The sequence below is a fragment of the Dehalogenimonas sp. 4OHTPN genome, from assembly GCF_040448695.1.
GTDB lineage: Bacteria > Chloroflexota > Dehalococcoidia > Dehalococcoidales > Dehalococcoidaceae > Dehalogenimonas.
The window spans coordinates 576,572-602,472 of the sequence record NZ_CP159307.1 but is presented as its reverse complement, the minus strand read 5'-3'; the positions used below and the strand labels follow the sequence as shown (position 1 = coordinate 602,472).

The window sequence follows — 25,901 nt, the reverse complement described above, 5'->3', positions numbered from 1 at the left end:
TACTGATGAGAGGAAAACAGTCCCGGAGGGGAAGCGGCGGCGGTTCAGCCGGATGGAACCCTGGCGATGGCGCGCTTGGCGGGGCTCGAACCCACGACCTCAGCCTTCGCAGGGCTGCGCTCTATCCAACTGAGCTACAAGCGCCCGAACCATGAAAATAAATGGTGCCGAAGGAGAGATTTGAACTCTCATGCCCTTACGGACACTACGCCCTGAACGTAGCGCGTCTGCCGTTCCGCCACTTCGGCGCGGTTGTGATTACAGGCAAGTGTCAATTATACTTACCTTAAAGACAGGCTGTCAATCGGAGGTCCCGCATGCGGGTCATCCTGTTTACCGGCAAGGGCGGCGTCGGCAAGACATCGCTGGCTGCCGCCACCGCTGTCCGCGCCGCGGATATGGGCCGGCGCACCCTGGTGCTCTCAACCGACATCGCCCACAGCCTGGCCGATTCCTTCGATGTCGAACTGGCCAACGAGCCGCGGCAGATAATCGCCAATCTCTGGGGCCAGGAGACCGAGATCTATAAAACGCTGGAAACTTACTGGGGCGCCATCCAGCGGTATATCGCCGCGCTTATGTCCTGGCGCGGCATGAGCGGCATCGTGGCCGACGAAGTAGCCATCTTGCCCGGCATGGAAGAACTGGCCAACCTGCTCTACATCGAGAGATACCGGCGCGAAGGGAACTACGACCTGGTAATCGTTGATTCGGCGCCGACCGGGGAAACGCTCAGGCTGCTGTCTTTCCCGGATATGCTGCACTGGTGGATGAACCGGCTGTTCCCCATCCAGCGGAAAGTGGCCGCGGTGATGCGGCCGGTGGTGGGCGCCATTTCCGATATCCCGCTGCCCTCCAATTCGGTGCTGGACGCGGTGGCCGAACTCTATGCCGAACTGGAGGATGTCCATAAACTCCTGCTGGATGCCGAACAGTCTTCCATCAGGCTGGTGGTCAATCCGGAGAAAATGGTCATCAAGGAAGCCCAGCGCACCCTGACCTACTTGAACCTGTTCGGCTACTCGACCGACGCCGTTATCGTCAACCGCATCTTGCCCCAGTCAGTCAGCGATGACTACTTCGCCGGCTGGAAGGAAAGCCAGCGCAAATACCTCAAGTACATCAAGGAAGCGTTCTCGCCGCTGCCGATTCTCAACATGCCGCTTTTAGACCAGGAGGTGGTCGGGGTGGAGATGCTGCGGCGCATGGCGGCGGCGGTTTACGGCGAGGCGGACCCGGCGGCCTTCTTTTTTCGGGGCCAAGTTCAGACGATCGACAAAACAGATGACGGCTACCTGCTCAACCTGAAGCTGCCGTTCGCCAGCAAGGAGCAGGTCTCCTTAATCCACAGCCGCGACGAACTGAATATTAAGGTCGGCAGCTACCGCCGTACTGTGGCCTTGCCGCACATCCTGACCAGTCTCAAGGTCGGCGACGCCAAAATGGACGACCAGACGCTGCGCGTTCATTTCTTGCAGCCGTCCGCGGCCAAAGAGCCGGCGGTTAAAAAACACGGGCAAAAAGAGGAGGCCAGCCAATGAGCGACAGCATGTTCGAGATTTCCATTCAGCCCGGCGAGGAAGTGGTTATCAAGCTCCGGGCGCCAGACCTGAAAATGTTCAAAGGCGAAACGGTTCAGCACCTGATGGGCGCCAGAAAAGAGATGCTGCTGGCCCTCCGCAGCCTGCTTGACGAAGCTATTTCCCGTACTGACGCCCACGCCGCGACGGCCGAAGACCGGACTCGGATTAAGGTGGAGTGAGCGCCGCCTAGATTTCCTTGTTCTTAAGAATGCCCGTAGCCAGCCAGCCCGACGCGGCGATCAGCGCCAGAGTCACCCCAAGCGCCAGCCATTCCTCGCCCCCGGCTTCACCGGCGGTGAGGTGGTTGCCCCAGCTGGTGATGGCACCCGGCAGCACCCGGCCGAGATACGGAACCGCCGTCAGAGCCGTGCCGGCGATGAGAGCACCGATAGCTACGCCGCCGGCGGCCAGCGAGTTGCGGAAGACGGCTGAAAAGACCAGGGTCACGGCGACGCAGAAGGTCATGTAGACCGCCAGCAACCCGGTTTGGGCGATGAAGCCGCCGAGATCACCGTCCTCAAAAAGCAGCCAGGTGTAGCCGAAAGCGCCGAGGCCGCCGAGGGCGAGGCCCGCGGCGAAAGTGGCGCTGATAGCGATGAGTTTGGAGGTGACGAAGGCTCCGGCGGAGACCGGCTTGGACAGGGTCATCAGCGCCGTGCCGCTCTTGCGTTCCCCGGCGATGGCGCCCATGGTCACCAGCACGGCGATCAAGAGCCCGATCTGAAGCGCCGTGGCTGAATACTCGGCCAGAGCCTGCAGCGCTGTCGGCGGCGGCAGTTCGATGGGCACGGCGTTCTCGCCGCCGGCCAGTTTGATAATCTCCGGCAGGTACCGGATCATCAGCGGCGTGCTCAGGCCGAAAAAGAGGAACACCCCGCCGACGATAAGCAGGCGAAAGGTCTTGAACTGCTCCCGCAGCTCCTTGAACAGCAGCGTCTTAAAACCGGTCATGAGGTTTTCACCACCTCCATGAAGATGTCCTCCAGGCTGGGCTGGGCCAATTCGTAACGCAGAAGCGTCAGGCCGCTGGCGGCGACAAGGGCCGGTAATTCCCTGCGCGCCGCGGTCACATCCCCGGCGGTGATCCGGAGCGACGGGCCGCCGTTTACCGCCCGTTCCGCTTTGGCGAACCACGGCCTAGCCTCGATGGTACGCAAGAAACCCGAATCAGCTTCGTCGAATTCGATTTCAAAGACCGAACGGGTGTATTTATTGCGCAGCTCTTCCACAGTGGCGGTCACCACCAGCCGCCCCTTGTTGATGATGCCAACGGAATCGCATACCCGTTCTACATCAGACAGGATGTGGGTAGACATGAAAACCGTGGCCTCCTCCTTTAACCGGCCAATTAAATCAAGCACGTCGCGGCGGCCGATAGGGTCCAGCGCAGAAGTCGGTTCGTCCAGGAAGAGCACCTTCGGGTGGTTGAGCATGGCCTGGGCGATGCCGAGGCGCTGCTTCATGCCGCGGGAGTAGCCGCCGACCTTGCGCCGGGCGGCTTTTTTTAGTTCGACCAGGTCCAGCAGTTCAGCCGCCCGCCGGTCGATAGATGCGATATCCATGCCGTAAAGCCGGCCGGCGAATTTGAGGTACTCCTCGCCGGTCATCCATTCATAAAAGGCCGGTACGTCCGGCAGGAAGCCGAAATGACGGCGCACCGTGACCGAGTCCGGGACAACTTCTTCGCCGCAAATGAAGGCCCGCCCCCCGGTCGGCCGCGACAGCCCGGTCAGCATCTTGACCGTGGTCGTCTTGCCGGCACCGTTCGGGCCGAGAAAGCCGAAGACGGCGCGCTCCGGCACCGCCAGATCGAGATTCTCCACCGCGGCGATGTCGCCGAAGCGTTTGGTCAGCTTCTCAGTTCGTATAGCCGGAGTCATTCTTGTTCTCCTCCTGCCCGGGGTCGGCATGGCGGCCCCAGACCAGGTACACGATAGGGCCGATAAGATTGAGGAAGATAATCACCAGAGCCCAGACGACCTTGCTTTCGCCCTTGACCCGCTGTCGTTTGGAAAGGTCAACGAGAGAAGCAACGATCAGTATCAGTTCGACGATCATCACCGGGATGAGGAACGGCAGCAGGTCTTTGAGCAGCTGGATGTCGGCGTCGGTCATTTGAAGTACTCCTTTAATCTATCGTAGATTTCTTCAAGCGACTGGTTGATGACCCTGGTATCCGAGAGGACCGGCATGAAGTTGGTGTCCCCCACCCACCGCGGCACAATATGGCAGTGCAGGTGCGCCTCCACCCCAGCGCCGGCCGCTTTGCCCAGGTTGAAGCCGGCGTTGAAGCCTTCCGGCTTCATGGCCGAGGTCAGCGCGGCTTCACACCGGGCGGCCAGGTCCATGATCTCGGCGCGTTCGCTGCGGCTGAGGTCGGCCAGCCGGGCGGCGTGGCGGAACGGCGCCACCATCAGGTGCCCGGCGGCGTAAGGATAGGCGTTCATAATGACGAAGGCCTCGGCGCCGCGGTAGAGAATCAGCGTTTTTTTATCATTTCCGGCTCGCGGCAGGTCGCAGAAGATACAACCGTCCGGTTTCGGGCCTTCGATCAACTTACCCCGCCAGGGGGCCCAAAGCTGCTCCATCTGTATCTCTCTCGCAATATTTTTCGGTATTTCGCCAACCACCGAAATATTATCGTCCAACCGTAAACCTGTCAACATTTGCCAATACTATACCGCTATATCCCGCCGGGCATAACCGCCGGATGACTGGATTCAAGCTGGCCGAAGGAACAGTTTTACAAATAGAAAGACAGCCCCTCCAGTGAGGGGCTGTCTTTCTATATCCCGATGACAATAACGCTAGGTTGTCGGCGGCGGCGCCGGAGCGGCTACGACGCGCAGGAGGAACGCCTGGGAGTCAGTCAGCGGCGTCGGCGCTGTAGTGTCGGTGACAGTCACGGTGATGGACGTTTCTCCGGCGGCGGACGGCGTGCCGGAGATAATGCCGGTGGTTGCATCAATGACCAGTCCGGCCGGCAGCGTCCCTGAGGTGACCGCCCAGGTCCGAGTGGCGGTGCCGCCGAGAGCATTCAACTGCGCGCTGTAGGCAACGCCGACAGTGCCTTCAGCCAGGCTGGTCTCCACGATTTGAATGGTCCCAGCCGCGGCGATGTCTATGGTAAAGACCCTTTCGGCCGCTTTTTTGGCATCGGCCGAGCTGTCCACAACCCTGACTCTGAAGGTCGAGAGGCCGGCTGCAGACGGCGTGCCGGTGATGGCGCCGGTGGCGGCATCGATAGCAAGGCCGGCCGGCAGGGCGCCGGTGGCGATGCTCCAGGTATAAGGCGCGGTGCCGCCCATGGCAGCCATCGGAGCGGTATAAGGCTGCCCCGCCATGCCGTTAGGCAGGCCTGGTGTGGTGATTTCCATTGCGCCGGGAACCTGGGTCACCGAAAGCTTGATGACCGGCTGGAAGATGACCTGACCGGAATTGCCGGCGGTATGGATGGATTCAGAGGCGATGAAATCAAACAGCAGCACCGTGGTCTGCCCGGCTGCGATCTCAAAACCTTTGATGAATTTGAGTTTGCCGCTGGGTAACTTGGCGTCTACCACTTCCGGAGTTCCATTGTTGTCGAAGGTGACTTGCACTCTAGTCACTTCCATGCGGATCTGACCGTATTTGCCCGGTTCAAGCTGGTCTTTGACCGCCAGCAGCTGCTCCCGGTCCTGGACCTTAAGGAGGTCGAAGGTCGCCGGGCCGGCAAAGTCCAGGGTCATCCAGCCGCCATCAGCCTCCGCGGTGCCCGATTTATTGATCTCCACTGAAGCCACAGTCACATTGACCGCCGTAATGACTTTCTGCGGCGGGGCGTCGGTGACGCGGACTTCAAGTTTGCCGGTGGTCGGCTGGCTGCCAAGAACATCGCCTGGGGACGGAATGCCGAGCTGGGCGCAGCCGGCCAGGACGACCGCCAGAGCGGCCAGAACGCCCGCTGCCTTTGCGATAATGCTTTTTTTCATATTGATGTCTCCTTTGACTGATGGTTTCATCTGGAATAACGCCCTTCCGGGCAAAGCGTCAGGAAAAAGCTTCATAAACGATAGTACCAGCCCCAACTTGAACGGATTCAGGGCTTCTTTTCGTAGGCGGCACCGCTTTCGGCAGCCTGAGGGCTGAGGATATATTTACCGGAACCCTGCCCGGTCTTGTTGACAGTAATATCGAAGGTGAATGAGGTTACGGTATCGGCACCGACGGTAAAGGGAATACCGATCTGCAGCTTGTTGCTCGGTAGTTTAATATCAATCGTTTCGCCGGATTTAAGTGTTCCCCTTAGGCCGCTGGCGATGAGTTCAACTTTGGCATATTCCCCTTCCGGCACCTGGCCCTGCCACAACTGCTGAGAGGCGGCTCCGATAAGTTGGGTGAGATCAAACTCTTTCACTTCCGGGGTGAAGGTGACCCAGGATTCGCCGTCGCCGCCCTTCTTGAGCAGCGCCACCCGGTCAACCGTCACCACGAGGCTGCTGAAGTCACCGATGTCGTTGGGCGCGTCGGAAACTAGAAAGCGGAAATTGACGGCGTCGCCCGAGGCCGGAGTGGAGACGACAATGGTCGGCAATCCATCACCCGGGGGATTAATGACATTCAGTCCCGCCAGCCCGATAACGGCCAGGAGCACCACCCCCGCTGCCGCGGCCGCCCAGGCCGGTACCCGCGTCCAGAATAGTTTCCGCCGACGATGGTCGAGCGCCTCGTGGAAACGCAGCCTGGCCTGCCGCTTAGCGTTAGCCGATGGCGTGAACTGGCTAGATTGCAACCTCGCCGCGGCTTCCACCAGCGGCCGGAGTTCAGCGGCCTGCTCGGGATAATCGGCGATGCAGGTCTCAATGCCTTCGCCCCGGGTTACCCGGTCGAGGCATTCATCGAGGATGGTATTGAAATCTTTGGTCATTTTCATCTCTATAGCAGTTTAATCCGCAGTTTCTTAAGCGCGGCGGACTGGCCTTCGCGCACCGCGCCGTCGCTCTTGCCCATAAGGGTGCCTACTTCCGCGGAGGATAGTCCGGCGAAGAACCGCAACCGGATAATCTCCCGCTGTTCCTCGGTCAGGTTTTCCATGGCGCGCTGTACCCGTTCCATCTCCAGTTTTCTTTCGGCTGCTTCAGCCGGACTGTCGTCTGACTCAATCTCAATGTCTTCGACGTTGACTGTCTTCCGCTCCGCCCGACGCCGGTGGAAATCCACCACCAGGTTATGGGCGATCTTGAACAACCAGGCGCCCATCGGCAGACCGCGTTCCTCAAAGCTGTCAAGGGATTTCAGCGCCCGGGCGAAGACTTCCGAGGCCAGGTCTTCGGCCTCCTGCCGGTTTCCGACGCGGGTGAAGGCGTAACGGGCGATGCGATCATAATACTCGTCAAACAGCCCGGCCAGCTTATTCTCTTTTTGCCTTAAGGAATCCGACTTCTGCATCAGCCTCTCGGGATTGCGCGACCGTTTTAGGATAATATACCACAGCCCCGAGCAGGCTTTTCATTGATAACAACGAGAAAACCGGCGTTATGTCAGGTTCCCGAAATATCATTTTGTGAGCCGTTCGATAAAGAGCGGCGAATCTCCGCGCCTCGACAGCCAGAAAGTGGACCTCGGCACTGTCAAAATCTCCTTACTTCGAGGCGTTATGGTAAAATAGCTCAGTCTTTTCTTGCTGAGGAGCGGCATGACCCACCAGGCTATCGCCAAAGTAATCGTGAATCCCGTCGCCGGCGCGGGCAAATCCATCAAGCACTGGCCGCACATTAAACGGCAGATGGATAAGCTGGGCATTAAATACGATGTCGTTTTCACCGAGCGGGTCGGCCACGGCATCGAACTGGCGCGCGAGACCGCCGCCCAGGATTACCGCTACATCGTGGCTGTCGGCGGCGACGGCACCATCAACGAGGTGGTTAACGGCCTGCTGGCCACGCCCGGCCACCAGCTCTCCCTGGGGGTGGTCAACACCGGCTCCGGCTCCGATTTTGTGCGGTCGCTGGGAATCCCCAGGAATCCTGACCGCGCCTGCCACCACCTGCTCTCCGACAAAAGGCTGCTGGTGGATGTGGGCGTCATCGAGTGGGGCGGCGACGACGCCGGCCGCCGCTACTTTGTGAACGCCGCCGGCGTCGGCTTCGACGCCGAAGCGGTGGAAACCCGCCGCAAATTGCCCAAAATCTTCCGCGGTCCAGTGTCATACGTCGTCGGTATGTTCAAGACGCTGGCGGGATACCGCAATAAACGTATCAGCCTTAAGCTGGACGAATCCGCCGAAATCAGCCGCAAAGCCCTTTCAGTCATTGTTGCCAACGGCTGCTACTTCGGCGGCGGGATGAAAGTAGCCCCCGGCGCGGAACTGGCGGACCAGCTTTTCGAGGTGCTGACCATTGGAGATATCGGCAAGTTCGAACTGATCCAGGCCTTCCCCCGGGTCTATAAAGGCACCCACATAACCCACCCCAAGGTCAGGGTGGACCAGGCTTCCACCGTGTCCCTGTCTTCTACTGAACGCCTGCTGCTCCAGGCCGACGGCGAGATCATCGGCGAAGGGGCGTTCCGGTTTTCGCTGCTGCCGGGGGCGCTGAGCGTGATCGTTTAGCTGCCTATCGCAGCAATCTCGATTTTCCGCAACGCCTCTTCTAAAACACTCCTCGGGCAGGCGATGTTCATCCGCATGAAGCCCTCGCCCGCCGCGCCGAACCGATGACCCTCATCCAAACCGATCCCCGACTTTTGGATAAAGAATTCGCGCAACCCTTTCCGGTCCAGCCCCAGGCCGCGGCAGTCCAGCCATACCAGATATGTCCCCTGCGGCCGTATTACTTTAATCCGCGGAATGCGCTTTTCAAAGAAATCGGCCAAGAAATCAAGGTTGCCCTGGAGGTAGACTAGCAACTGCTCAAGCCACTCGTCGCCGTCGCGGAAAGCGGCCTCAAGAGCTGTCATTGACAGGATATCAGGGTTGGGCAGTATGCCGGATCTGGCCGCCTGAAAATCGGCGCGGAGGCGCGGACTGGGAATGATGATGACCGATGCCGCCAGCCCGGCCAGGTTGAATGTTTTACTGGCCGACATGCAGACCACCGAGTTCTGGGCGAATTCCTCGGAAATCGAGGCAAAGGGCGTATGCTTCAGGCCGTCGAAGAGCAGTTCGCAGTGCACTTCGTCGGAGATGACGACAGCGCCGGCGTCAATGGCGATCTTGCCGACATCAACTAATTCCTGCCGCGTCCAAACGCTGCCGACCGGGTTGTGCGGGCTGCACAGGATCATCGCTTTGGGCCGCGGCGCTGCCATGAAACCGGAACCGGGCGGAGCAAAGCTCTTTTTCAAGTCCTTAACGTCGAAACGGTACTCTCCGGTTTCGAACTTGAGGGGACTGGCAGCGGCGCGGCAGCCTGCGCCGGGCACCAGACTCCAGAAAGGGTGATAAACCGGGTCGTTGATGACCACGGCATCGCCGGGATGGGTGAAAGCCTTTAGCGCCGCGGCCAGGGCCGAGATAACTCCGGGAGTGAACACCAGCCATTCCGCCTTGACGGGCCAGTTGTATTTGCGCTCCAGCCGGGCGACAACTGCCTCAACGAGTGAGGGGCTGACGGCGGCGTAGCCGTAAACCGGATGGGCGATGCGCTTTTCAAGGGCGGCGGTGATCGGGTCGGCGATGGCAAAATCCATATCCGCCACCCACATCGGCAAAACATCGCGCCCGAACAGCTGCTGCCTCATGTCCCACTTGACAGCGCCGGTGCCGCGGCGGTCTATCAGGCGGCCGAAATCGTACTTCAATGTCATCCCTTCAATCGCGGCGTTATTTGAACCGGGGTATCCACCGCGGTACATCCCGCGAGTATTCATCATAAACTGCGCCAAACCTGTGTTTAAGTGCCGGCTCTTCATACAGCATCACAAAAAGGTTAAATCCGAAGCCTGCCACAAAAGCGTACAGGGCGATCGGCCAGGATGCAAACAGGATTGACTCGCCGGTAAGTACAAGCAACACCCCGAAGTATATCGGGTTGCGGGTGTACCGGTACAGACCCCGCCTGACAAGGACTTTCGGGGGGTCGATGGGAGCTGGCGTGCCGCGCCCGGTTCGCCAGAAGTCCCAGTTGCACCACATCACCATCATCGCCCCGGTAACCAGCAGGATGAGCCCAACCCACCGGCAATCAGTGAAAGAGACGCTCTGGCGGGGCAGAACGAAAAGCGGGACATACGCCATCGCGGTAAGCTGGATGAAAACCAGGAAGGCCAGATTCTTTAGAAAAAGCCCCATGTTCCGGCGATTTACCCCTCAATCTTGGGAATTATTATACTCCGCCTGCCGGATATCGATAGGTTTTTCTTTTCTATCCGGCCGGCTCGGTATATTTGACAATAACGCTCACGGGGAATAGGATTCTGCCATCTACCTGCTTTTCCGATGCCTGCCACCTGGGAGGTATTTATGAAAGGCGTCTGGGACTTCGATTTTTCCGTCCGTGTCGGTAGTCCGGTAGTCACCGTCGCCCCCGGCGGCTCGTCTTCGGTCCCCATCACCGTCGGAATCAAAGGCCAGCCGCAGCCTGTACAGCTTTCAGTAGCTACAGACTGGGGCAATGCCGGAGTCGCCGCCCAGGTAGCGCCCAGTGTCGTCGGGGCAGGCGGTTCAGCGATGCTCCACGTAGTCGTCTCGGCGACGACTCCCCCTGGCAGCTATTTGATCGGGGTGCAGGGGACAACGGCTGGCACCTTCAAGACATCGGAAGCGGCGGTCACGGTAGTGGTAACTCCGGCGCCTTCCCAAAAAGACCAGCCGCAACACTCCGGCGGCGGACAGGGACCCATGCAGGCGGAACCTGTAGCGACAGGCGGGAAAAAAGCCGCCGCGGTTAGGCCTGCGCCTGGCAAGATGGGCGCGCCGGCGGCTCAGAGGGGCGCGCCGGCCGCGGCCCGATTTTTAATGACCCTGGTTATGTTCGGGGCCATCGGCTTCTTTTTCTATTACATGGACCAGCAGTATGGCTTGATAGACTCCCTTCTTGGTTCTCCATCCGCGACAGCCAATAACGGCATGTCTAATTACGAGGGTACCCAAACATTCACCATATTCTCCGCTCTGGGCGGCAGCCCAAACATCGCCACCGGTCCCGCCAGCGTCAACATCGACGCCTCGGGCAATGTCCTGGGGCCGGTGCTTTTCGGCAAGATCAGCAACAACACCTTCACCGGCGAAGCTCACACCCAGGATGGCGCCTCGTACCCGATGACCGGGACATTCTCGGGCGGCGTTCTCAGAGCCGAATACAAGTCGGCCTCGGTAAGCTGGGTTTGGAACCTCCAGCAGAAGTAACGGATGTAAATTCTATCGTGAAAAGGGAGGCAAACTTGCCTCCCTTTTCATTCTACCGATACTGTGAACTACCGGTTCGTACCCTCACCCTGGTAAATGCCGCCGTACCCATCGGTCAGGGAGTCAAGTCTGAAAAACACCAGCTGCATCACCTTGGCGTTTCTTTCAATGACAATGCCTTCAGGGTGGTAAACGACGACCAGCGACTGCGACCGCCCGGAATAGCCGGCGTCCCAGACCGCGGTGTGAATGGCGGCTCCGCAGCGCAGCAGGCTGGAGCGCGTCCTGCCCAATGCCATCACGTCTTTAGGTAGGCTGACGATCTCGTTATAGGTGATGAGATAGTTTCCGGCAGCCAGATGGATGCGGCCTGATGAATCGAAAGGCGCGGGGACGAGTGCCGATAATTTCCGGCCGGCATTTTCGGCAGGGATGACACCCGCCCCTTCCAGAGTGAAAACCTCTTTCAGCGTCAGGTCAATGCCGTTGGGCTGCACCTGGTCGCCGAGGTCAATAAACCCGGTCAATAGCGGCGGCTCGCTGCCGATAAGGCGTAACAGTTCAGCTTTGGCGAGGGCGGTCACGGCGGGAAGTTTAGCACGGGCGGCGGCGAGGGGGCAATTACGTAATCTATTCTCCCCGCCGCCATTTGCCGCGGGAGAACAGCCTGGGGAAGAAGATTTTCCGCAACTCCTCGACGGCGAAAATAGAGAAGCCCGCGCCCACGGCGATGGCCCACATCTGCGGCGTCGGCGGCACGGTGCGGAAGGCTGCCTGCAGGAAGGGCAGGTATACCGCCGCCAATTGCAGCAGGACGGCGATGCCCATTGCCAGCAGCAGCCAGCGGTTGGAGAAAAAGCCGATTTTAATAGCCGGCAGTTCATCGCTGCGGGCGATGAATCCCTTCCAGAGTTCGAAGCTGACGACGGTACAAAAAACGAGTGTCCGCGCTTCTTCCACGGTGAAGCGCTGTTCAGCCCAGTAGAAAATGCCGAAAACCACCGCCGCCATGATAAGCGCGGTATAACCGACCCTCCACATCAGACCAGGATAGATAATGCTTACTTCGGGCGACCGCGGCGGGCTCTTGAGTTCATCGCCGCGCCGGGGTTCCATCGCCAGCGGCACGGTAATGGTGGCGTCGGTAACCACGTTGATCCAGAGTATCTGGGCGGCCAGGAGCGGGGCATCGCCGAGGATGGCAATGGCCGCCGCCAGCGCCATCAGTTCCCCGATGTTGCTGGCCAGAAGGAAATAAATGACGGCGCGGAGGCGGTTAAAGATGCCGCGGCCTTCTTCGACAGCGGCAACCACCGAAGCGAAGTTGTCGTCAGCCAGGACCATGTCGGCGGCTTCACGGGCGACGTCGGTGCCGGACTTGCCCATGGCCACGCCGATATCGGCTGCCTTGAGCGCCGGGGCGTCATTGACGCCGTCGCCGGTGACGGCCACCACTTCACCGTGGGACTTCCAGGCGCGGACAATACGCAGTTTCTGCAGCGGTTCGATGCGGGCGAAGACCGAGACGTCTTTGACCTCAGCGGCCAGTTCGGCGTCGGACAGCGCGGCGACATCGGCGCCGGTCATCGCCCGGCCACCGGCGATGCCCACTTCCCGGGCGATCGCCTGGGCGGTGGCGGCGTGATCGCCGGTGATCATGATCACCCGGATTCCGGCCCCCAGGGCGGCCGCCACCGCTTCCCGGGCTTCCGGCCGCGGCGGATCGGCAATGCCGGCCAACCCGGCCAGCACCAGCTTGCCGGAGATATGTTCTTCTTTAAGCCGGGTAACAGCCGTGGGTAATTCGGCGTAAGCCAGGGCGAGGACGCGCATCGCCTGGCTGGCCATTGTTTCTATCTGGCGCCTGACCTCAAGGCGGGTAACTTCATCGAGCGCCACCGGCCGGCCGCCGTTATAGATATGAGAACACATGCCCAGCAGTTTTTCGGCGGCACCCTTGGCGTGGGTTATGTGAACCTTGCCGGCGTCGTTTAGAGTGGCCATGTACTGCCGCTCGGAGGAGAATGGTATCTCATCCAAGCGCCGGTATTCTTTATCCAGATCTTCCTTGAAAAGCCCTGCCTTAGCCGCGGCCACCAGCAGCGCGCCCTCGGTGGGATCGCCGAAGAGGGAACAGCACTCCTGGCCGGTGGTCACCGTGGCGTTATTACACAGCGCGCCGATGCGCAGCGCCAGCCGCAGTGGTTCGTCATCGGCGGCAATAACCTTGCCGCCCTCCTGGAACCCGCCATCCGGCCGGTAGCCCTCGCCGGTGATGTCCACGGTGCGGCCGTCCGCGAACAACTGACGCATGGTCATCTGGTTCAAGGTCAGCGTGCCGGTCTTGTCAGAGCAGATGACCGTGGCTGAACCAAGGGTCTCGACGGCAACGAGCTTGCGGATAATGGCGTTGCGCTGAGCCATCATGCGCATGCCGATGGCCAGCACGACGGTGACCACGGCAGGCAAGCCTTCCGGGATAGCTGATACCGCGGCGGCTACCGCCAGCAGGAACATTTCCACCGGCTCCAGGCCGCGGATCAAGCCGACTCCCAGGATGAGGCCGCACACCGCCAGCAAAATGATGACCAGGTAATTGGACAGCCGGGCGATGCCCTTTTGAAGGGGGGTCTTTTCTTCAGTGATGCCGGAAAGGCTGCCGGCGATGCGTCCCAGTTCGGTATTCATGCCGGTGGCGGCAACGACGGCAACGGCTTTGCCCTGGGTGGCGGCGGTGCTCTGAAAGACCATGTTGGTCCGGTCGCCGACGGTGACCTCGGCCTGGAGCGCGCTCAGGGCTTTTTCGACCGGCTCGGATTCCCCGGTGAGGGAGGACTCATTGACCCGCAAGCCGGCTAGTTCCAGCAGCCGGGCGTCGGCTGGCACCCGGTCGCCCTCTTCGATAATGATGACATCACCCGGCACCAGGTCAGCCGCGGTGATATCCCTCAATTTGCCGGCCCGGCGCACTTTAGCCCGCGGCGCCGCCATCTCCCGCAGCGCGGCCATGGCTTTCTCCGCCTTACTCTCCTGGATATAGCCGATAACAGCATTAGCCAGCAGCACGCCGAGGATGGTCAGTGTGTCCACAGGATGACCGGTGAATGCGGAAACGGCCGCCGCCGCCAAAAGGACGTAGACCAGCGGGCTGGCGAATTGAGAGAGAAACATGAGAACCGGCGACTTGCCGGCCTTCTCTTCCAGGGTATTGGCGCCGAATTTGGACAGCCGCTCTTTAGCCTCGGCCTCGGTCAGGCCGGAAGCGCGGCTTTCCAGCCTGGCCAGCGATTCGAGCGCGGAAAGGGCGTGCCAATTTTCAGTCATAACAGGCGTATTTTAACACGGCTGACGGTTATTATCCCCATATACCCCCGCCGGCAGCCCGCGAAAACGCACCTGCGTGGAGCGGCCACGATCCCACCCGACCCGGCATGAAATCAGGGCAACGTCTTGAAATCAGGCCTTGTCAATGAAATTGGCGGTAAACAACTGCCCCTTGAACGGCAGCGGAACGACGGTCAGCCGGCGGCGGAAGGCGCGGTGGGTTTTCACGTTGTGGAACCTGACGCTCAAGGTGGTGGTCTTGAATTTCTGAACCGCGGCCCGGTACGCCCTGACTACCATAGATTGGTCTTCGGCGGCGACGTCAGCCAGCGGAGCTTCCATCTCAGCCCACTCATCCGGCGATTCATATCCGAAGACATCGGCAAACTTTTTGTTGCAGACTTTGTGAGTGTCGTCAAGGTAAAGGTAAACCGCCTGAGACGACTTCTCCAGCACAGGCGCAAATTGCGCGGCAATATCGGCAATCAGCTTCCGGTGATCCAACTCGTTCATACGCCCTCCTTTTACCCTCTAATCCTATTGTCTCACCGAAAAAGCCGACCTCCAAACAATTGACAGTAGTTGTATAATTGTAGTGTATAACTATATTTATACAAATATTTCGACCGGTTTTGCGAGGCGCGGATGAGACCCGATGTAATCCAGATTGACCACCTGACCAAGATGTACGGCAAGAACCGGGGCATTACCGATGTCTCGTTCAATGTTCAGGAAGGAGAAATCTACGGCTTTATCGGCCCCAACGGTGCCGGAAAAACGACGACGCTGAGGCTTTTAGTCGGCCTCATCTTCCCTTCCGGCGGCAGCGCCCGAATCTTCGGCAAAGACGCAGTCAGGGAAGGCAACGTCATCCGGGCTGATATCGGCTACCTGCCGTCCGAGGTTTTCTACTATGAAAATATGAAGGTAATCGACCTTCTAAGATACTCTGCCAGCTTCTACCGCAGGGACAGCTCAAAGCGGATGCGGGAACTTGCCGAACGGCTGGAGCTTGACACCTCACGCAAGATCGATGAATTGTCTTACGGCAACAAAAAGAAAGTCGGCATCGTCCAGGGCTTGCTGCATTCCCCGAAACTCATCATCCTCGATGAGCCCACCTCCGGCCTGGACCCTCTGATGCAGCGGGAGTTTTTCGATATCATCCGGGAAGAAAACCAACGTGGAGCGACAGTCCTGTTTTCATCCCACATCCTCTCAGAGGTGCAGCGCCTGTGTCACCGGGTGGCGATCATCAAAGAAGGTTCGATTATCAGGATTGACGAGGTAGCCGCCATCAACCGCCAGGCATACAAGCAGTTCCGGATAACCTCGACCGATCTGAATGTCGCCGACCTGCCGGCGGCGGAGGTCAGCGACATTCATCAGGACGGCGGCGAACTGTCATTCCTCTTCCGCGGCGATATCGACACCGTATTGAAACTGATCGCCCGTCACCACGTAACCGATATCCAGATTCTTGAGCCGACGCTGGAAGAGATCTTCATGCATTACTACGAGTAGCTTGAACTAGACTGGAACAGGATGAACATTTTCCGCTACGAGTTCCGTAAAAGGCTGGTTTCGACCCTCATCTGGGTGGTCTCGCTGGGCGTTTATGTCTACTTCACCTTTGCCTTCTTCGAATCGTTCTCGGGGACTGGAATGCTGGACCTCCTCGACAGCTTCCCCGACGCCCTGAAAAAAGCCTTCGGCTTGGACCAGGACCTGACAACCATCTTGGGTTATTTTGCCTTTGTCGGCATTTACCTCTTCCTGGCCGGAGCCATTTTCTCATCACACCTGGCCTTTAATGCCGTATCGGTCGAAGAAAGAGACCTCACGGCTGATTTTTTAATCGCCAAACCGGTGACCCGGAACCGCATTGTGACCGCCAAAATCCTGGCCGGGCTCGGCCACCTCCTCATTTTCAATGCTTCTATGGGATTGGTCTCGTTCCTGGGAATGGAGTCCTTCAAAGGCGGCCAAGAGTACTCGATGACGACGTTCCTCCTCATCATCGCCGGCCTGTTTATTTTCCAGGTCTTGTTTTTTAGCTTCAGTTTCCTGCTCTCGGTAACGCTTAAACGGATGGACTCGCCGCTGCCATTTTCATTGGGGCTGTCCATCGGCCTCTTCATCTTGTATTCATTTGACAGTCTATTACGAGACACGCCCCTCAAATACCTGGTGCCTTACGATTATTTTGATCTGGGTTACATCATCGAGAACGGCGCCTTCAAAGCTTCGGGGCTGGCTTTGAGCCTGGGCGTCATCGCCGTAAGTCTCATCGCCGGATACGCTCTTTACAACCGGCGGAACATCGCCACCGCAATGTGACCGGGAGCGTCAATGAACATCTTCAAACGGGAATTCAGCTCGAATTTAAAATCCTTGGTCATCTGGTGCGTCAGCTATCTGGCAATGATGGCGCTGGCGTCCTCCGAATTCGCGGTTTATAACGGTCAGGCAGACGAAGTCAACGCCTTCTTGAATTCATTGCCGGAGGCTTTGAAACAGGCTTTTTCCCTCGATACAGTGCGCCTGGACATCCCTGAGGGTTACTTCAGCTATATCGGCGGCTTCTTGGTGCTGGCTTCCGTTATTTTTGCCGGCCTGGCTGGAGCTCAGATATTATCTAAAGAGATCAATAAGAAAACCTCAGAAACCACCTTTGCCCTGCCGGTAACCCGGCAGAGGATTGTCTCCATGAAGCTGGCCGCGGCCGCCCTTAATTGCGTCATCCTGACGGCGGTGACTTTTGCCGGTTCCCTGGGTGCCTTCGCCCGCTTCGGTATAGGGGCGGACTTCATCACCGGGGTTGGAAAATTCATGCTGGTCATCCTGGCGCTTCAGATGCTGTTTCTACTTTTTGGCTTTTTTGTCTCGTCATTATCCAGGCGACACAAGCGGACCGGGATGATCGTTGCCGCGGTCATTATCGGAGTTTATTTGCTGTCTTTCTTCTCCAAGCTGAATGAGGATGTCGAGTTCTTAAAGTATTTTTCTCCGTTTGAGTATTTCCCCGCCGCCGCGGTGGTCCAGGGTACAGATCTCGAAGTCTTCGGCTTTATCGCCGTGCCGCTGCTTGCCATCGGCTTCTTCGGCGGAGCCTACCGGCTGGTAGCGGTGAAAGATCTTTAAGCGGATGGAGGCGAGGCGATGGGCGGAGCGATGAAGGTGAACAAGACCGGAAGAAAATTGAGCGCAGCCGGCCGCCGGCCCAAGCGGGAGCTTATCATCGAGACCACGGTCGAGCTTTTCCGCCGGGCTCACGATGTACGCAAAGTATCCATCGGTGATATCGCCCAGGCCGCCAGCGTTTCACCGACAACGGTCTACAACCAGTTCGGCAGCCGTGAGGCGCTGATAGGCGAAGCCGCCAGAAGTCTTATCCTGGACACTGTCGCCTTTGCCCAGGGCGTCCTTAAGTCGGACCTGCCTTTCGCCCTGAAGTTGACCGGGCTGATCTCGGGTAAAATCCGCCGGGCTTCTCAAGCCCCGGACGAAGTGGTTGCCAAGATCATCAGCCAGGACAGGGACATTGCCCCGTTTATTGAGGAATTGTTCCGGCGGGAGGTAAAACCGCTCTGGGTCGAACTGCTGGAAGAGGGGAAACGCCAGGGATACATAGATGCCTCGGTTGATCCTGATGCCTTCACGGTTTATCTGGATGTGCTCCGGGCGGGCTACGCCGCGCTTCCCGAACTGGCCCGCGACTGGAAATCCAATATGGAATTAATCGAGCAGCTGACCCGCCTGACTTTTTACGGTTTTCTGACAAAAGAAATCGATCTTTTCGGGAAAAAGGAGAGCGCATGAGCGTCACCGCCAGGTCCATTGTCGTTGAAAACCTGACCTACAGTTACGGCGATCTGATTGCCGTAGATCACGTGAACTTCACGGTCGGCAAGGGTGAGATCCTGGGATTTCTGGGTCCGAACGGCGCCGGCAAGACTACCACCCAGAAGATGCTCACCGGCCAGCTTCTGCCAAAAGAGGGCCGCGCCAGCCTGCTCGGTTTCGACGTGGCTGCGCAGACGTTGGAAGTACAGTCCCGGATCGGGGTATGTTTTGAGCAGACCAATCTTTACGAGCAGATGACCGCCATCGATAACTTGAGGCTGTTCGCCGATCTTTTCGGCGTACCGGACTTTGACGGATATGCCCTGTTAAAGCGTGTCGGGCTGCCCGGCCGGGAGAAAGATAAGGTCTCCAGCTACTCCAAAGGCATGAAACAGCGCCTGATGGTAGCCAGAAGTATGGTTAACCGGCCGGAAATCCTTTTTATGGACGAACCGACCAGCGGGTTGGACCCGGTGTCCTCCGAAGCCATCCGCCAAATAATCCTGGAAGAGCGGGACCGGGGCGCCACCGTGTTTTTAACGACCCATGACATGTGGGAAGCGGACAAGCTGTGCGACCGCGTCGCTTTCATGGACAGCGGCAAGATCGCCGCCCTCGATACGCCCCGCAACCTAAAACAAAAGTACGGTAAGCGCTCGCTGGTGGCCGAAATCGCCGCCGCCGGCGGGCGCCTCGATAAACGGGAGATCACCCTGGACGCGGAAGGCACCGCCGAGGAGGTACGGGATCTTTTCGCCGGAGGCAAAGTAGTCACCATCCACTCCGAAGAAGCTACCCTGGAGGACATCTTCATCAAGGTCACGGGGCGGAGGCTGACCGTATGAGCCCCCGGACTATCAAGGCGTTATTGAAGAAGGATATCGCCCTGTTCACCGGCAACCGTTTCTACCTGCTTATAACCGTTATAGGCCTGATCTTTTATATCGCCATTTATCTGATCTTGCCCTCGAAGGTAGATGAAAAACTGTCACTGGGAATGTACGCCCCGGTCGTGCCGCCCGCCTTTGAACAACTTACCGCCCAAGGCGCCGAAATTGATTTCTTCGAAACAGAGGAGGCACTCAAACAAGTCGTTCTTGACGGGGACCACCAGGTGGGCGTGTCACTTCCAGCCGACATAATGGATATCTGGAATGCCGGCGGCAAACCCGACATCACCGTTTACTACTCCGCCACAGCTCCCCCGGAGATAGCCGAGGCCATCGTCACGTTAATCAAGGAACTTTCCTACATCCAGACCGGCCAGGCACTGCAATTCGATACCACCGAAGAGATTCTGGGCCCGGATCTGCTCGGCGCCCAGATAGCGCTGCGGGACCGCATGCGCCCGATGCTGGCGGTATTGATATTGCTTACCGAGGTGATGACGCTGGCTGCTTTGATCGCCGTGGAGATAGAGCAGGGCACCGCTCGGGCGCTCCTGGTCACGCCGATGCGTACCTCGGACCTTTTCGCCGCCAAGGGCATTTTAGGTGTCGGTCTGGCTCTGGGGCAGGCGGTCATTTTCATGGGCCTGGTCGGCGGTTTCAGCCATCAGCCAATCCTCATACTCACCACGCTGATACTCGCCAGCATCTTCGTGGTCGGCGCCGGCTTCCTGCTGGCTTCGCTGGCGCGGGATACCAACGCCGTCACCGGTTGGGGCATCATGGTCCTGATCCTGCTGGCGGTGCCGGGCTTCGGCGCCGTCGTGCCGGGACTCCTGGCTGATTGGGCGAAGGCTATCCCCTCCTATTATCTCATCGACACGGTCAACCGGGTGGTCAACTACGGCGCTGGTTGGGGGGACGTAAGCGGCAACCTCCTGGTCATGAGCGGGATTACCGCCGTCCTACTTGGCGCCGGACTTGCGGTGTTGAGGAGGCGATTCCAGTGAAATTTAACCGGGTGGGCATACTGGTCAAAAACGAAGTCCTGCACGGACCTAAGGACGTCATGCTGGTAATCGCGGTGGTCTTTCCCATCCTGGCTGCCCTTTTTATCAACCTTGCCTTCGGCAACATTTTCACCGATAAAGCCAAACTCGGCATTTACGACCAGGGCACCTCCCGGGTGGTGCCTATCCTCGAATCATCGGACACCATAATCTACAAATCGTTCAATAGCGAACTGGCCCTGCGCGCCGCTGCCGCCGACGGGGCAATCGATATGGGAATTGTCCTGCCGGGTGATTTCGACATTGTCCTCGGCACGGGAACCGTCAGCTTGAAGGCTTTCATCTGGGGCGAAAGCCAGGCCAAGAACCGGGCGCTCATTCCGATTGCGCTGGCCGACGCGGTGCGCGCCGCCGCAGGTTCGGAATTGCCGGTAACCATTGACACCGTCGCCCTCGGCGACGAGGCTTCATTGCCATGGAGCGACCGGTTACTGCCGCTCATCGTCCTGATGGGCGTCTTTTACTCCGGCCTGATGATACCGTCATCAGCCCTTATCAATGAAAAACAGCACCGGACGCTGGAAGCCCTGTATGTTACTCCGGCGACACTGGGCGATATCTTCCTGTCCAAAGGGATCATCGCTGTCGCCCTGGCGACCGTCATGGGCGTACTGACCCTGGTCCTGTCAGGTTCATTCAGCGGCCCGGCACCTCTCATCGTCCTGGTTCTTTTCCTGGGAGCGATGATGGCCACCGAGATCGGCCTTCTTGCCGGCGCCTGGGTCGGCGATATGAACAGCCTATTCGCCGTCTTGAAGGCGGGCGGCATCCTGCTCTTCGGCCCGGCCATCGTTTTTATGTTCCCGCAAATCCCGTCATGGGTGGGTTATGTTTTCCCGACCTATTACGTGATCCGTCCGGTGGTCGATCTGGCGGTTAACGGCGCGTCAGTTGGCGATGTGGCCGTGTTTATCGGCGTATTGAGCGCGATCGTGGTTCTGGGAGGCTTGGCGGTCGCCTCCGTAGTGCGGCGGCTGTCCACCCAGGCGCTCCGGCTCAATGCCTAACAATCAGAGAATCGAGTTAAATGGAATGGCCGCTTCGACCTGGTGGGGCATCGGTCTGCTGGCTTATGCCGTGCTCACGTTGATCATAGCCGCCTTCAAACCCTCCCCTGTCTGGCGCACCGGCAAGATTCAGGCTTTTGTAAAACTCTTCGGTGAAAAAGGGACGGTCATTTTCCTGGGCATCATAGCCCTTATCTTCGGCGGCATCGGGCTTGGGCTGCTGCTCTAAACCGCCGTATTGACACCGCCGCTCTCCTGCCGTTAAGCTGGCGGTATGAGAATCGGCGCGTTCGAGATAATCCTGATTATTGCCGTGATCTCAGCGGCGGCTTATATCTGGCGCTGGCTGGGCGAGGGGCGCGGATATGACACTGCAGATGAGGCAGACGGCGCCGAAGGTGAGCCTGCGGCTGAACCGCCGCCGCGCTCCCGGTTATGGGATATCGGCCTGGTGCTGGTACTGGGCGGGCTTGGACTGCTGGCGGCCGGATACATCATCTTCATCGGCATCGCCAAGATATTCATCTGGGCGGTTTTAATCCTTTTTGCCGGATTGACCATGCTCCTTTTATCGCGCCGTTAAAAAGGGGAATATTTCCCTATCTTGCCTTTGTCAGTGTCCAAATAGTGTGATTTTTGGAAGATACAAGGTTTTAACAGCAAGTATATGCGAGTTATCTTAGCCTGTTTCCTCCTGAATATCTTTGACACTGGCTGCATCGCTGTGAAATCATAGTAGCTGTCCCAGGTAACCGATGCAATGGGGGAAATCGCCTGAGCGGTTACCTGATGGGATACCTGAAAGGGAAACTTAATCAACCCAAGGTCCGTCCTGGGAGCGTTATTGAAAACTTTGCAGGTCCTGTCAGGGAGTTCGGCTGATTAAGACCCGGGGGCAAAGGCTACCTGGGATCCCTTTTTTGCCCCGGAATCCCCGTCATGATCCCGCTTTTTCCGGACCGCTTATTTTCGGCACAGCGATAAACGGCAGGTTGCGGTATTCCTCGTGATAATCGAGACCGTAGCCGATGACAAATTCATCAGGGACTTCAAAACCGACATAATTTAACTCTATGTTCATGAGCCGCCTGGCCCTGCGGTCGAGGAGCGCGCAGACAGCCAGGCTCCGGGGCTTTTTGGATTTCAGATATTCCAGAACATAGTTCAGGGTGATGCCGGTATCCACGATATCTTCGACCAGCAGGATGTGACGGCCGGTCAGATTCAGGTCGGCATCTTTGGTCACCCGCACACCCGCCTCCTTGGTGCCGCCGTAATAGTTGATGGCGATGAAGTCCAGGTCCATCGGCACCGTTATTTGCCGGATTAGATCGGCCATGAAGCAAAGAAATCCCCGCTGAACGCCCAGCAGTACCGGCCGCCGGTCATGGTAGTCAGCCGAAATAAGCCCGGCAAGTTCTTTTACCCGGATTTCGATATCCGGCGCAGAATACAGGATGCGGCTGACCCCGTGGGCGCGGGTTTCAGCCAGCGGTCCGATGCCGTATTTGGCCAGTAAGCGTTCGTAGTCATTTTTGTAAAGAAGGCTGATTTTAATTTCCGGGTACAGGTCCTTGAGCCGCCGCAGTTTCCGGTTTTTTTGAGTTACCAGCGACTGCTTCATCGTGGTTAGCTCAACATACAGATCAAAACTCGGTAAATAGAAGTCCGGTGTAAACATCTCCGGAGGTCCTTTGATTTCTCTTCCGATTGGGAAAGAACGCGGTTCATAAAACCATGGAACGCCATAGAAATCAAGGATGTGTGCAAACTCAGCTTCGCTGGGATGGGCGAAGTTCACCAGTTCAGAGGGTTTGGTCACCACCGAAGCGTCTTTCGTTTGGCCAGTCCGTTCTTCAGGTTGGTGGGCGAGGGTCATCCCGGCCAGCTGGGCAATAGCTTTGAGAAAACTCATATCCTGGGTCGTTAACGAGGCGGTATCCTGGAAGTATACCCTCAGCGTGCCGGTGCAACGCCCCAGAGTGAAGACTGGTACGCCAACAATAGCAACGATCCCTGCCTTGGCGGCCGGTTCAGGATATTCTACCCTGGAGTCCGACTTTGCATCCTTGATATGGACAATCTCTTCTAAAGCAGTCTCATTCAAGCTTTTTCTAGCATCAATTAATCCCTTCTGGATATAAAAAGGCGGCAGCCGTGAGTGGGCCGTATGTATCAGACGGCTGCCGGTGGCATCCAGCAGGGCAACGGCGCTACCCGCCCCGAAACAGCGCGAGGTGATTCTAGTCAGGGCAGTCAGTTTATTCTTCAGTGAATTGCTGGAAGAAGCTGCGGTAATTGCTTGCCGCAGCGCCTTGCAGTAGTCCTGTTTCTTGATTTCCGGCATTTCTGGTATCAGTATATCAAAGATGCATCACCAGGCGGGAAAAAGTCAGCGGCGTTCTCCTTAAGGAGAACGCCGCTGTAAGCTTCGCTTCGGTAAATTACCGCCAGGAATTGCGAACCGGCGGCCGATTGGACCTTACGGTTTCAGGGGCCGGGGCCCGATTCTGGGAAAACAGCGGGCGGCGCAGGAAGGACGGGACATCTAATTCATCCTCGCTCTTGATGCCGCGCAGCTGGTTGGTCAGTTCGTCGTCCATACCGCCGTCCTCAGTATTGGTGTGGAAACCGGTGGCGATAAGGGTGATGCGGACATCACTGCCCATATTGCTATTGGTGCCCACGCCGAAGATGATATTGGCATCAGGATCAACTGATTTACGGATGACCTCAGCGGCTTCATTGACCTCGAAGAGGGACAGGTCGGAGGGGCCGACAATGTTGAACAGGACGCCGCGGGAACCGGTTACCGAGACATCCAGCAGCGGGGAGGCCAAAGCCTCACGGGCGGCATCCATAGCGCGGTTCTTGCCGGTGCCGCGTCCAATGCTCATCCAGGCTGGCCCGGCATCCTTCATCACCGCTTTGACATCGGCGAAGTCCAGGTTGATGGTGCCCGGAACGGTGATAACCTCGGAAATAGCCTGGACACCATGGCGCAGCACGTCATCCGCCATCTTGAAGGCGGCATCGACGCCGGTTTTGGCATCGCACAGTTCTAGCAGTCGATCGTTCGGGATGATGATCAGGGTATCGACTTTGCCAAGCAATTTCTGGATGCCCTCTTTGGCAGTCTTGGTGCGGTGCGAACCCTCAAAGCCAAAAGGTTTGGTAACTACGGCGATGGTCAGGGCGCCGCTCTTCTTGGCCTCTTCAGCGACTATAGGGGCAGAACCAGTACCGGTGCCGCCGCCCATGCCGGCGGTGACGAAGACCATATCGGAACCGCCAACCAATTCGCGGATGTCATCCCGGGACTCCTCAGCTGCCTTTTGACCCATGGTGTGGTCGCCGCCGGCGCCGAGGCCGCGGGTAACCCTTTCACCCAACTGAACGCGAACCGGAGCTTCGGTGATCGCCAAAGCCTGGGCGTCGGTATTCAATGCGATGAATTCAACGCCCTGGATCTCTTCCCGAACCATGCGGGTAATAGCATTGCAGCCGCCGCCGCCGCAGCCGAAAACCTTGATCCTGGCCGGATTGGGAACGTAGCTCGTCTTAGCCATATTCTTTTTTCTCCTCGCTATATTTTCAGTTTCAATTATTTTCTAGTTATTGCCGAAGAATTTTGAAAGCATGCCTTTCATCCGGTTGAAGAAACCGAAACCGCCCCAGCTCTGTTTTTTCGGCGCGTTTTTGGCGCCCCAGAGCAGAAGACCGACGCCGGTGGCATAAGCCGGGTCTCTCAGGGCATCGGTCAGACCGTAGATATTACCCGGCATACCGACCCTGACCGGCAGGCGGGAGATATCCCGGCCCAGCGTTTCCAGGCCGGCGATGTTGGACGAACCGCCGGTGAAGACGATGCCCGCCGGTACGACACTTTCGTAGTCCGAGCGGGGGAGTTCGAGCAGGATCAACCTGGTGATCTCTTCGATACGGGCACGCAGGATGTCGCACAGGTCCTGGTAAGAGATGCCGTGGCCGTCTTCGGAGATGGGGCTCTGCTCCATCCGGCTCTCGTAGACAGGCATGCAGGAACCGTAGCGCTTCTTCATCTCTTCGGCTACGTCAAACGGCAAGCCAAGGCCGATAGCCACGTCGCGGGTGAGCTGGTAACCGGCTACCGGTAAAATTGCGGTGTGCCAGATGGCGCCGTCTTTGAAGATGCAGACGTCGGTTGTACCGCCGCCGATGTCGGCTAGAACGACGCCGACCTGTTTTTCGTCCTCGGTCAACACCGCCTCGGACGAAGCCAGCGGCTCCAGGACGAGATCATCGATCTCGATGCCCAGTCCGCGGATGCATTTGACCAGGTTCTGGACTGAGGCGGCAGCCGCGGTGATGACGTGCGTTTCCACGTCCAGGCGGAAGCCGTGCATGCCCACCGGATTCCTGACGCCCACCTGGCCGTCGACGGCGTACTGGCGGGGGATAACGTGGAGCAATTTGCGGTCATTGGGGACTTTGATGGACTGGGCGCTGGAAAGCACGCGCTTTAGGTCATCAGGGCGTACCAACCGGTCGTTGCGGGTGATGGCCACCACGCCCTTGTTGTTGACCGAGCTGACGTGCCGGCCGGTAACGCCGACATAGGCGCTTTCGACCTTGTAATTGGCGGCTTGTTCAGCCTTCCTGATTGATTCCTTGATCGATGCCGCGGCATCGTTGATATTGACCACCAGACCCTTATGCAAGCCGTGCGACGGGGTGATACCGACGCCGATTACCTGCGTTGAGCCGTTCTCGGTGATTTCAGCGATGGCGGTACAAATCTTAGTTGTACCGACGTCAATCGCCGTAATTACCCTGCGTTTCATTTCCTCCTCCTTTGATCTGATTCGCGTTTCTAATAT

General features: G+C 58.3%; 28 protein-coding genes and 2 tRNA genes. 13 read left to right on the top strand and 17 right to left on the bottom strand.

Annotated elements, in window-relative coordinates; all coding sequences use genetic code 11:
* Nucleotides 1-67: 67 nt before the first annotated feature.
* Nucleotides 68-144 (bottom strand) — tRNA-Arg (locus ABV300_RS03270).
* An 18-nt stretch (nt 145-162) separates the two neighbouring features.
* Nucleotides 163-248: transfer RNA gene (locus ABV300_RS03265), tRNA-Leu, on the bottom strand.
* 69 nt (nt 249-317) lie between these two features.
* Here ABV300_RS03265 and ABV300_RS03260 point away from each other — a divergent pair.
* Both ABV300_RS03260 and ABV300_RS03255 read left to right on the top strand, forming a co-directional pair.
* Nucleotides 318-1,541 (top strand): TRC40/GET3/ArsA family transport-energizing ATPase, encoded by a 1,224-nt coding sequence (locus ABV300_RS03260; protein WP_353715100.1) that lies wholly within the window; start codon nt 318-320, stop codon nt 1,539-1,541.
* The gene (locus tag ABV300_RS03255) at nt 1,538-1,762 is read left to right on the top strand and encodes a hypothetical protein (RefSeq protein ID WP_353715099.1); all 225 of its coding nucleotides are present in this window, start codon (nt 1,538-1,540) and stop codon (nt 1,760-1,762) included. Before ABV300_RS03260 ends, ABV300_RS03255 begins: the two co-directional genes overlap by 4 nt.
* A 7-nt stretch (nt 1,763-1,769) precedes the next feature.
* Here ABV300_RS03255 and ABV300_RS03250 read toward each other — a convergent pair whose 3' ends face one another.
* From ABV300_RS03250 to ABV300_RS03220, 7 genes are all read right to left on the bottom strand, one after another.
* On the bottom strand, nt 1,770-2,534 hold the full coding sequence (locus ABV300_RS03250) for an ABC transporter permease subunit (RefSeq protein WP_353715098.1): 765 nt from the start codon (nt 2,532-2,534) through the stop codon (nt 1,770-1,772).
* Complete coding sequence (locus tag ABV300_RS03245; protein ID WP_353715097.1) at nt 2,531-3,463, bottom strand: ABC transporter ATP-binding protein; 933 nt, start codon at nt 3,461-3,463, stop codon at nt 2,531-2,533. The genes ABV300_RS03250 and ABV300_RS03245 overlap by 4 nt, the downstream gene beginning before the upstream one ends.
* Entirely contained in the window at nt 3,441-3,698 is a 258-nt protein-coding gene (locus ABV300_RS03240; RefSeq protein WP_353715096.1) for a PLD nuclease N-terminal domain-containing protein, read from the bottom strand. The genes ABV300_RS03245 and ABV300_RS03240 overlap by 23 nt, the downstream gene beginning before the upstream one ends.
* Complete coding sequence (locus ABV300_RS03235; RefSeq protein ID WP_353715095.1) at nt 3,695-4,171, bottom strand: HIT domain-containing protein; 477 nt, start codon at nt 4,169-4,171, stop codon at nt 3,695-3,697. The genes ABV300_RS03240 and ABV300_RS03235 overlap by 4 nt, the downstream gene beginning before the upstream one ends.
* Nucleotides 4,172-4,390: 219 nt before the next feature.
* A complete protein-coding gene (locus tag ABV300_RS03230; protein WP_353715094.1) occupies nt 4,391-5,554 on the bottom strand; it encodes a putative Ig domain-containing protein in 1,164 nt (387 codons plus the stop codon).
* A 107-nt stretch (nt 5,555-5,661) separates the two neighbouring features.
* The gene (locus ABV300_RS03225; RefSeq protein WP_353715093.1) at nt 5,662-6,489 is read right to left on the bottom strand and encodes a DUF4382 domain-containing protein; all 828 of its coding nucleotides are present in this window, start codon (nt 6,487-6,489) and stop codon (nt 5,662-5,664) included.
* 8 nt (nt 6,490-6,497) lie between these two features.
* Complete coding sequence (locus ABV300_RS03220) at nt 6,498-7,010, bottom strand: sigma-70 family RNA polymerase sigma factor (protein ID WP_353715092.1); 513 nt, start codon at nt 7,008-7,010, stop codon at nt 6,498-6,500.
* A 247-nt stretch (nt 7,011-7,257) separates the two neighbouring features.
* On the opposite strand from ABV300_RS03220, the gene ABV300_RS03215 reads away from it, so the two are divergent.
* Nucleotides 7,258-8,172: a diacylglycerol kinase family protein gene (locus tag ABV300_RS03215; RefSeq protein ID WP_353715091.1), complete on the top strand. Its 915-nt coding sequence runs from the start codon at nt 7,258-7,260 to the stop codon at nt 8,170-8,172.
* On the opposite strand, the gene ABV300_RS03210 is transcribed toward ABV300_RS03215, so the two are convergent.
* Both ABV300_RS03210 and ABV300_RS03205 read right to left on the bottom strand, forming a co-directional pair.
* Nucleotides 8,169-9,434, bottom strand: a complete 1,266-nt coding sequence (locus ABV300_RS03210; RefSeq protein WP_353715090.1) for a MalY/PatB family protein — start codon at nt 9,432-9,434, stop codon at nt 8,169-8,171. The genes ABV300_RS03215 and ABV300_RS03210 overlap by 4 nt on opposite strands.
* On the bottom strand, nt 9,385-9,852 hold the full coding sequence (locus tag ABV300_RS03205) for an isoprenylcysteine carboxylmethyltransferase family protein (RefSeq protein WP_353715089.1): 468 nt from the start codon (nt 9,850-9,852) through the stop codon (nt 9,385-9,387). The genes ABV300_RS03210 and ABV300_RS03205 overlap by 50 nt, the downstream gene beginning before the upstream one ends.
* Before the next feature lie 171 nt (nt 9,853-10,023).
* On the opposite strand from ABV300_RS03205, the gene ABV300_RS03200 reads away from it, so the two are divergent.
* Entirely contained in the window at nt 10,024-10,908 is an 885-nt protein-coding gene (locus tag ABV300_RS03200; protein WP_353715088.1) for a hypothetical protein, read from the top strand.
* Nucleotides 10,909-10,976: 68 nt separating this feature from the next.
* On the opposite strand, the gene ABV300_RS03195 is transcribed toward ABV300_RS03200, so the two are convergent.
* The 3 genes from ABV300_RS03195 to ABV300_RS03185 all read right to left on the bottom strand — a co-directional run bounded on the left by ABV300_RS03195 (nt 10,977) and on the right by ABV300_RS03185 (nt 14,745).
* Nucleotides 10,977-11,492: a deoxyuridine 5'-triphosphate nucleotidohydrolase gene (locus tag ABV300_RS03195; protein ID WP_353715087.1), complete on the bottom strand. Its 516-nt coding sequence runs from the start codon at nt 11,490-11,492 to the stop codon at nt 10,977-10,979.
* A 46-nt stretch (nt 11,493-11,538) separates the two neighbouring features.
* Complete coding sequence (locus ABV300_RS03190; RefSeq protein ID WP_353715086.1) at nt 11,539-14,232, bottom strand: HAD-IC family P-type ATPase; 2,694 nt, start codon at nt 14,230-14,232, stop codon at nt 11,539-11,541.
* Between the two features lie 132 nt (nt 14,233-14,364).
* Complete coding sequence (locus ABV300_RS03185; protein ID WP_353715085.1) at nt 14,365-14,745, bottom strand: hypothetical protein; 381 nt, start codon at nt 14,743-14,745, stop codon at nt 14,365-14,367.
* 132 nt (nt 14,746-14,877) lie between these two features.
* Between ABV300_RS03185 and ABV300_RS03180 the strand changes: the two genes are divergently transcribed.
* Genes ABV300_RS03180 through ABV300_RS03140 form a run of 9 tightly spaced genes read left to right on the top strand, consistent with a single transcriptional unit; the run spans nt 14,878 to nt 21,625 of the window.
* Nucleotides 14,878-15,756 carry an ABC transporter ATP-binding protein gene (locus tag ABV300_RS03180; RefSeq protein WP_353715084.1) on the top strand — a complete coding sequence of 293 codons (879 nt, stop codon included), beginning with the start codon at nt 14,878-14,880 and terminating at the stop codon, nt 15,754-15,756.
* 21 nt (nt 15,757-15,777) lie between these two features.
* Entirely contained in the window at nt 15,778-16,572 is a 795-nt protein-coding gene (locus tag ABV300_RS03175) for an ABC transporter permease subunit (protein WP_353715083.1), read from the top strand.
* A gap of 12 nt (nt 16,573-16,584) precedes the next feature.
* Nucleotides 16,585-17,376 (top strand): ABC transporter permease subunit, encoded by a 792-nt coding sequence (locus tag ABV300_RS03170; RefSeq protein ID WP_353715082.1) that lies wholly within the window; start codon nt 16,585-16,587, stop codon nt 17,374-17,376.
* A gap of 36 nt (nt 17,377-17,412) precedes the next feature.
* Nucleotides 17,413-18,054, top strand: coding sequence for a TetR/AcrR family transcriptional regulator (locus ABV300_RS03165; RefSeq protein ID WP_353715081.1), 642 nt, complete (start codon nt 17,413-17,415; stop codon nt 18,052-18,054).
* On the top strand, nt 18,051-18,923 hold the full coding sequence (locus ABV300_RS03160; protein ID WP_353715080.1) for an ABC transporter ATP-binding protein: 873 nt from the start codon (nt 18,051-18,053) through the stop codon (nt 18,921-18,923). Before ABV300_RS03165 ends, ABV300_RS03160 begins: the two co-directional genes overlap by 4 nt.
* Nucleotides 18,920-19,975, top strand: a complete 1,056-nt coding sequence (locus ABV300_RS03155; RefSeq protein ID WP_353715079.1) for an ABC transporter permease — start codon at nt 18,920-18,922, stop codon at nt 19,973-19,975. Before ABV300_RS03160 ends, ABV300_RS03155 begins: the two co-directional genes overlap by 4 nt.
* The gene (locus ABV300_RS03150) at nt 19,972-21,042 is read left to right on the top strand and encodes an ABC transporter permease (RefSeq protein ID WP_353715078.1); all 1,071 of its coding nucleotides are present in this window, start codon (nt 19,972-19,974) and stop codon (nt 21,040-21,042) included. Before ABV300_RS03155 ends, ABV300_RS03150 begins: the two co-directional genes overlap by 4 nt.
* Complete coding sequence (locus ABV300_RS03145; RefSeq protein WP_353715077.1) at nt 21,035-21,271, top strand: hypothetical protein; 237 nt, start codon at nt 21,035-21,037, stop codon at nt 21,269-21,271. Before ABV300_RS03150 ends, ABV300_RS03145 begins: the two co-directional genes overlap by 8 nt.
* Before the next feature lie 45 nt (nt 21,272-21,316).
* Nucleotides 21,317-21,625, top strand: a complete 309-nt coding sequence (locus ABV300_RS03140; protein WP_353715076.1) for a hypothetical protein — start codon at nt 21,317-21,319, stop codon at nt 21,623-21,625.
* Between the two features lie 354 nt (nt 21,626-21,979).
* On the opposite strand, the gene hpt is transcribed toward ABV300_RS03140, so the two are convergent.
* From hpt to ftsA, 3 genes are all read right to left on the bottom strand, one after another.
* Nucleotides 21,980-23,389: a hypoxanthine phosphoribosyltransferase gene (gene hpt, locus ABV300_RS03135; RefSeq protein WP_353715075.1), complete on the bottom strand. Its 1,410-nt coding sequence runs from the start codon at nt 23,387-23,389 to the stop codon at nt 21,980-21,982.
* Between the two features lie 97 nt (nt 23,390-23,486).
* Nucleotides 23,487-24,611, bottom strand: coding sequence for a cell division protein FtsZ (gene ftsZ, locus ABV300_RS03130; protein ID WP_353715074.1), 1,125 nt, complete (start codon nt 24,609-24,611; stop codon nt 23,487-23,489).
* 42 nt (nt 24,612-24,653) lie between these two features.
* Nucleotides 24,654-25,865 carry a cell division protein FtsA gene (gene ftsA, locus ABV300_RS03125; protein WP_353715073.1) on the bottom strand — a complete coding sequence of 404 codons (1,212 nt, stop codon included), beginning with the start codon at nt 25,863-25,865 and terminating at the stop codon, nt 24,654-24,656.
* Nucleotides 25,866-25,901 lie beyond the last annotated feature (36 nt).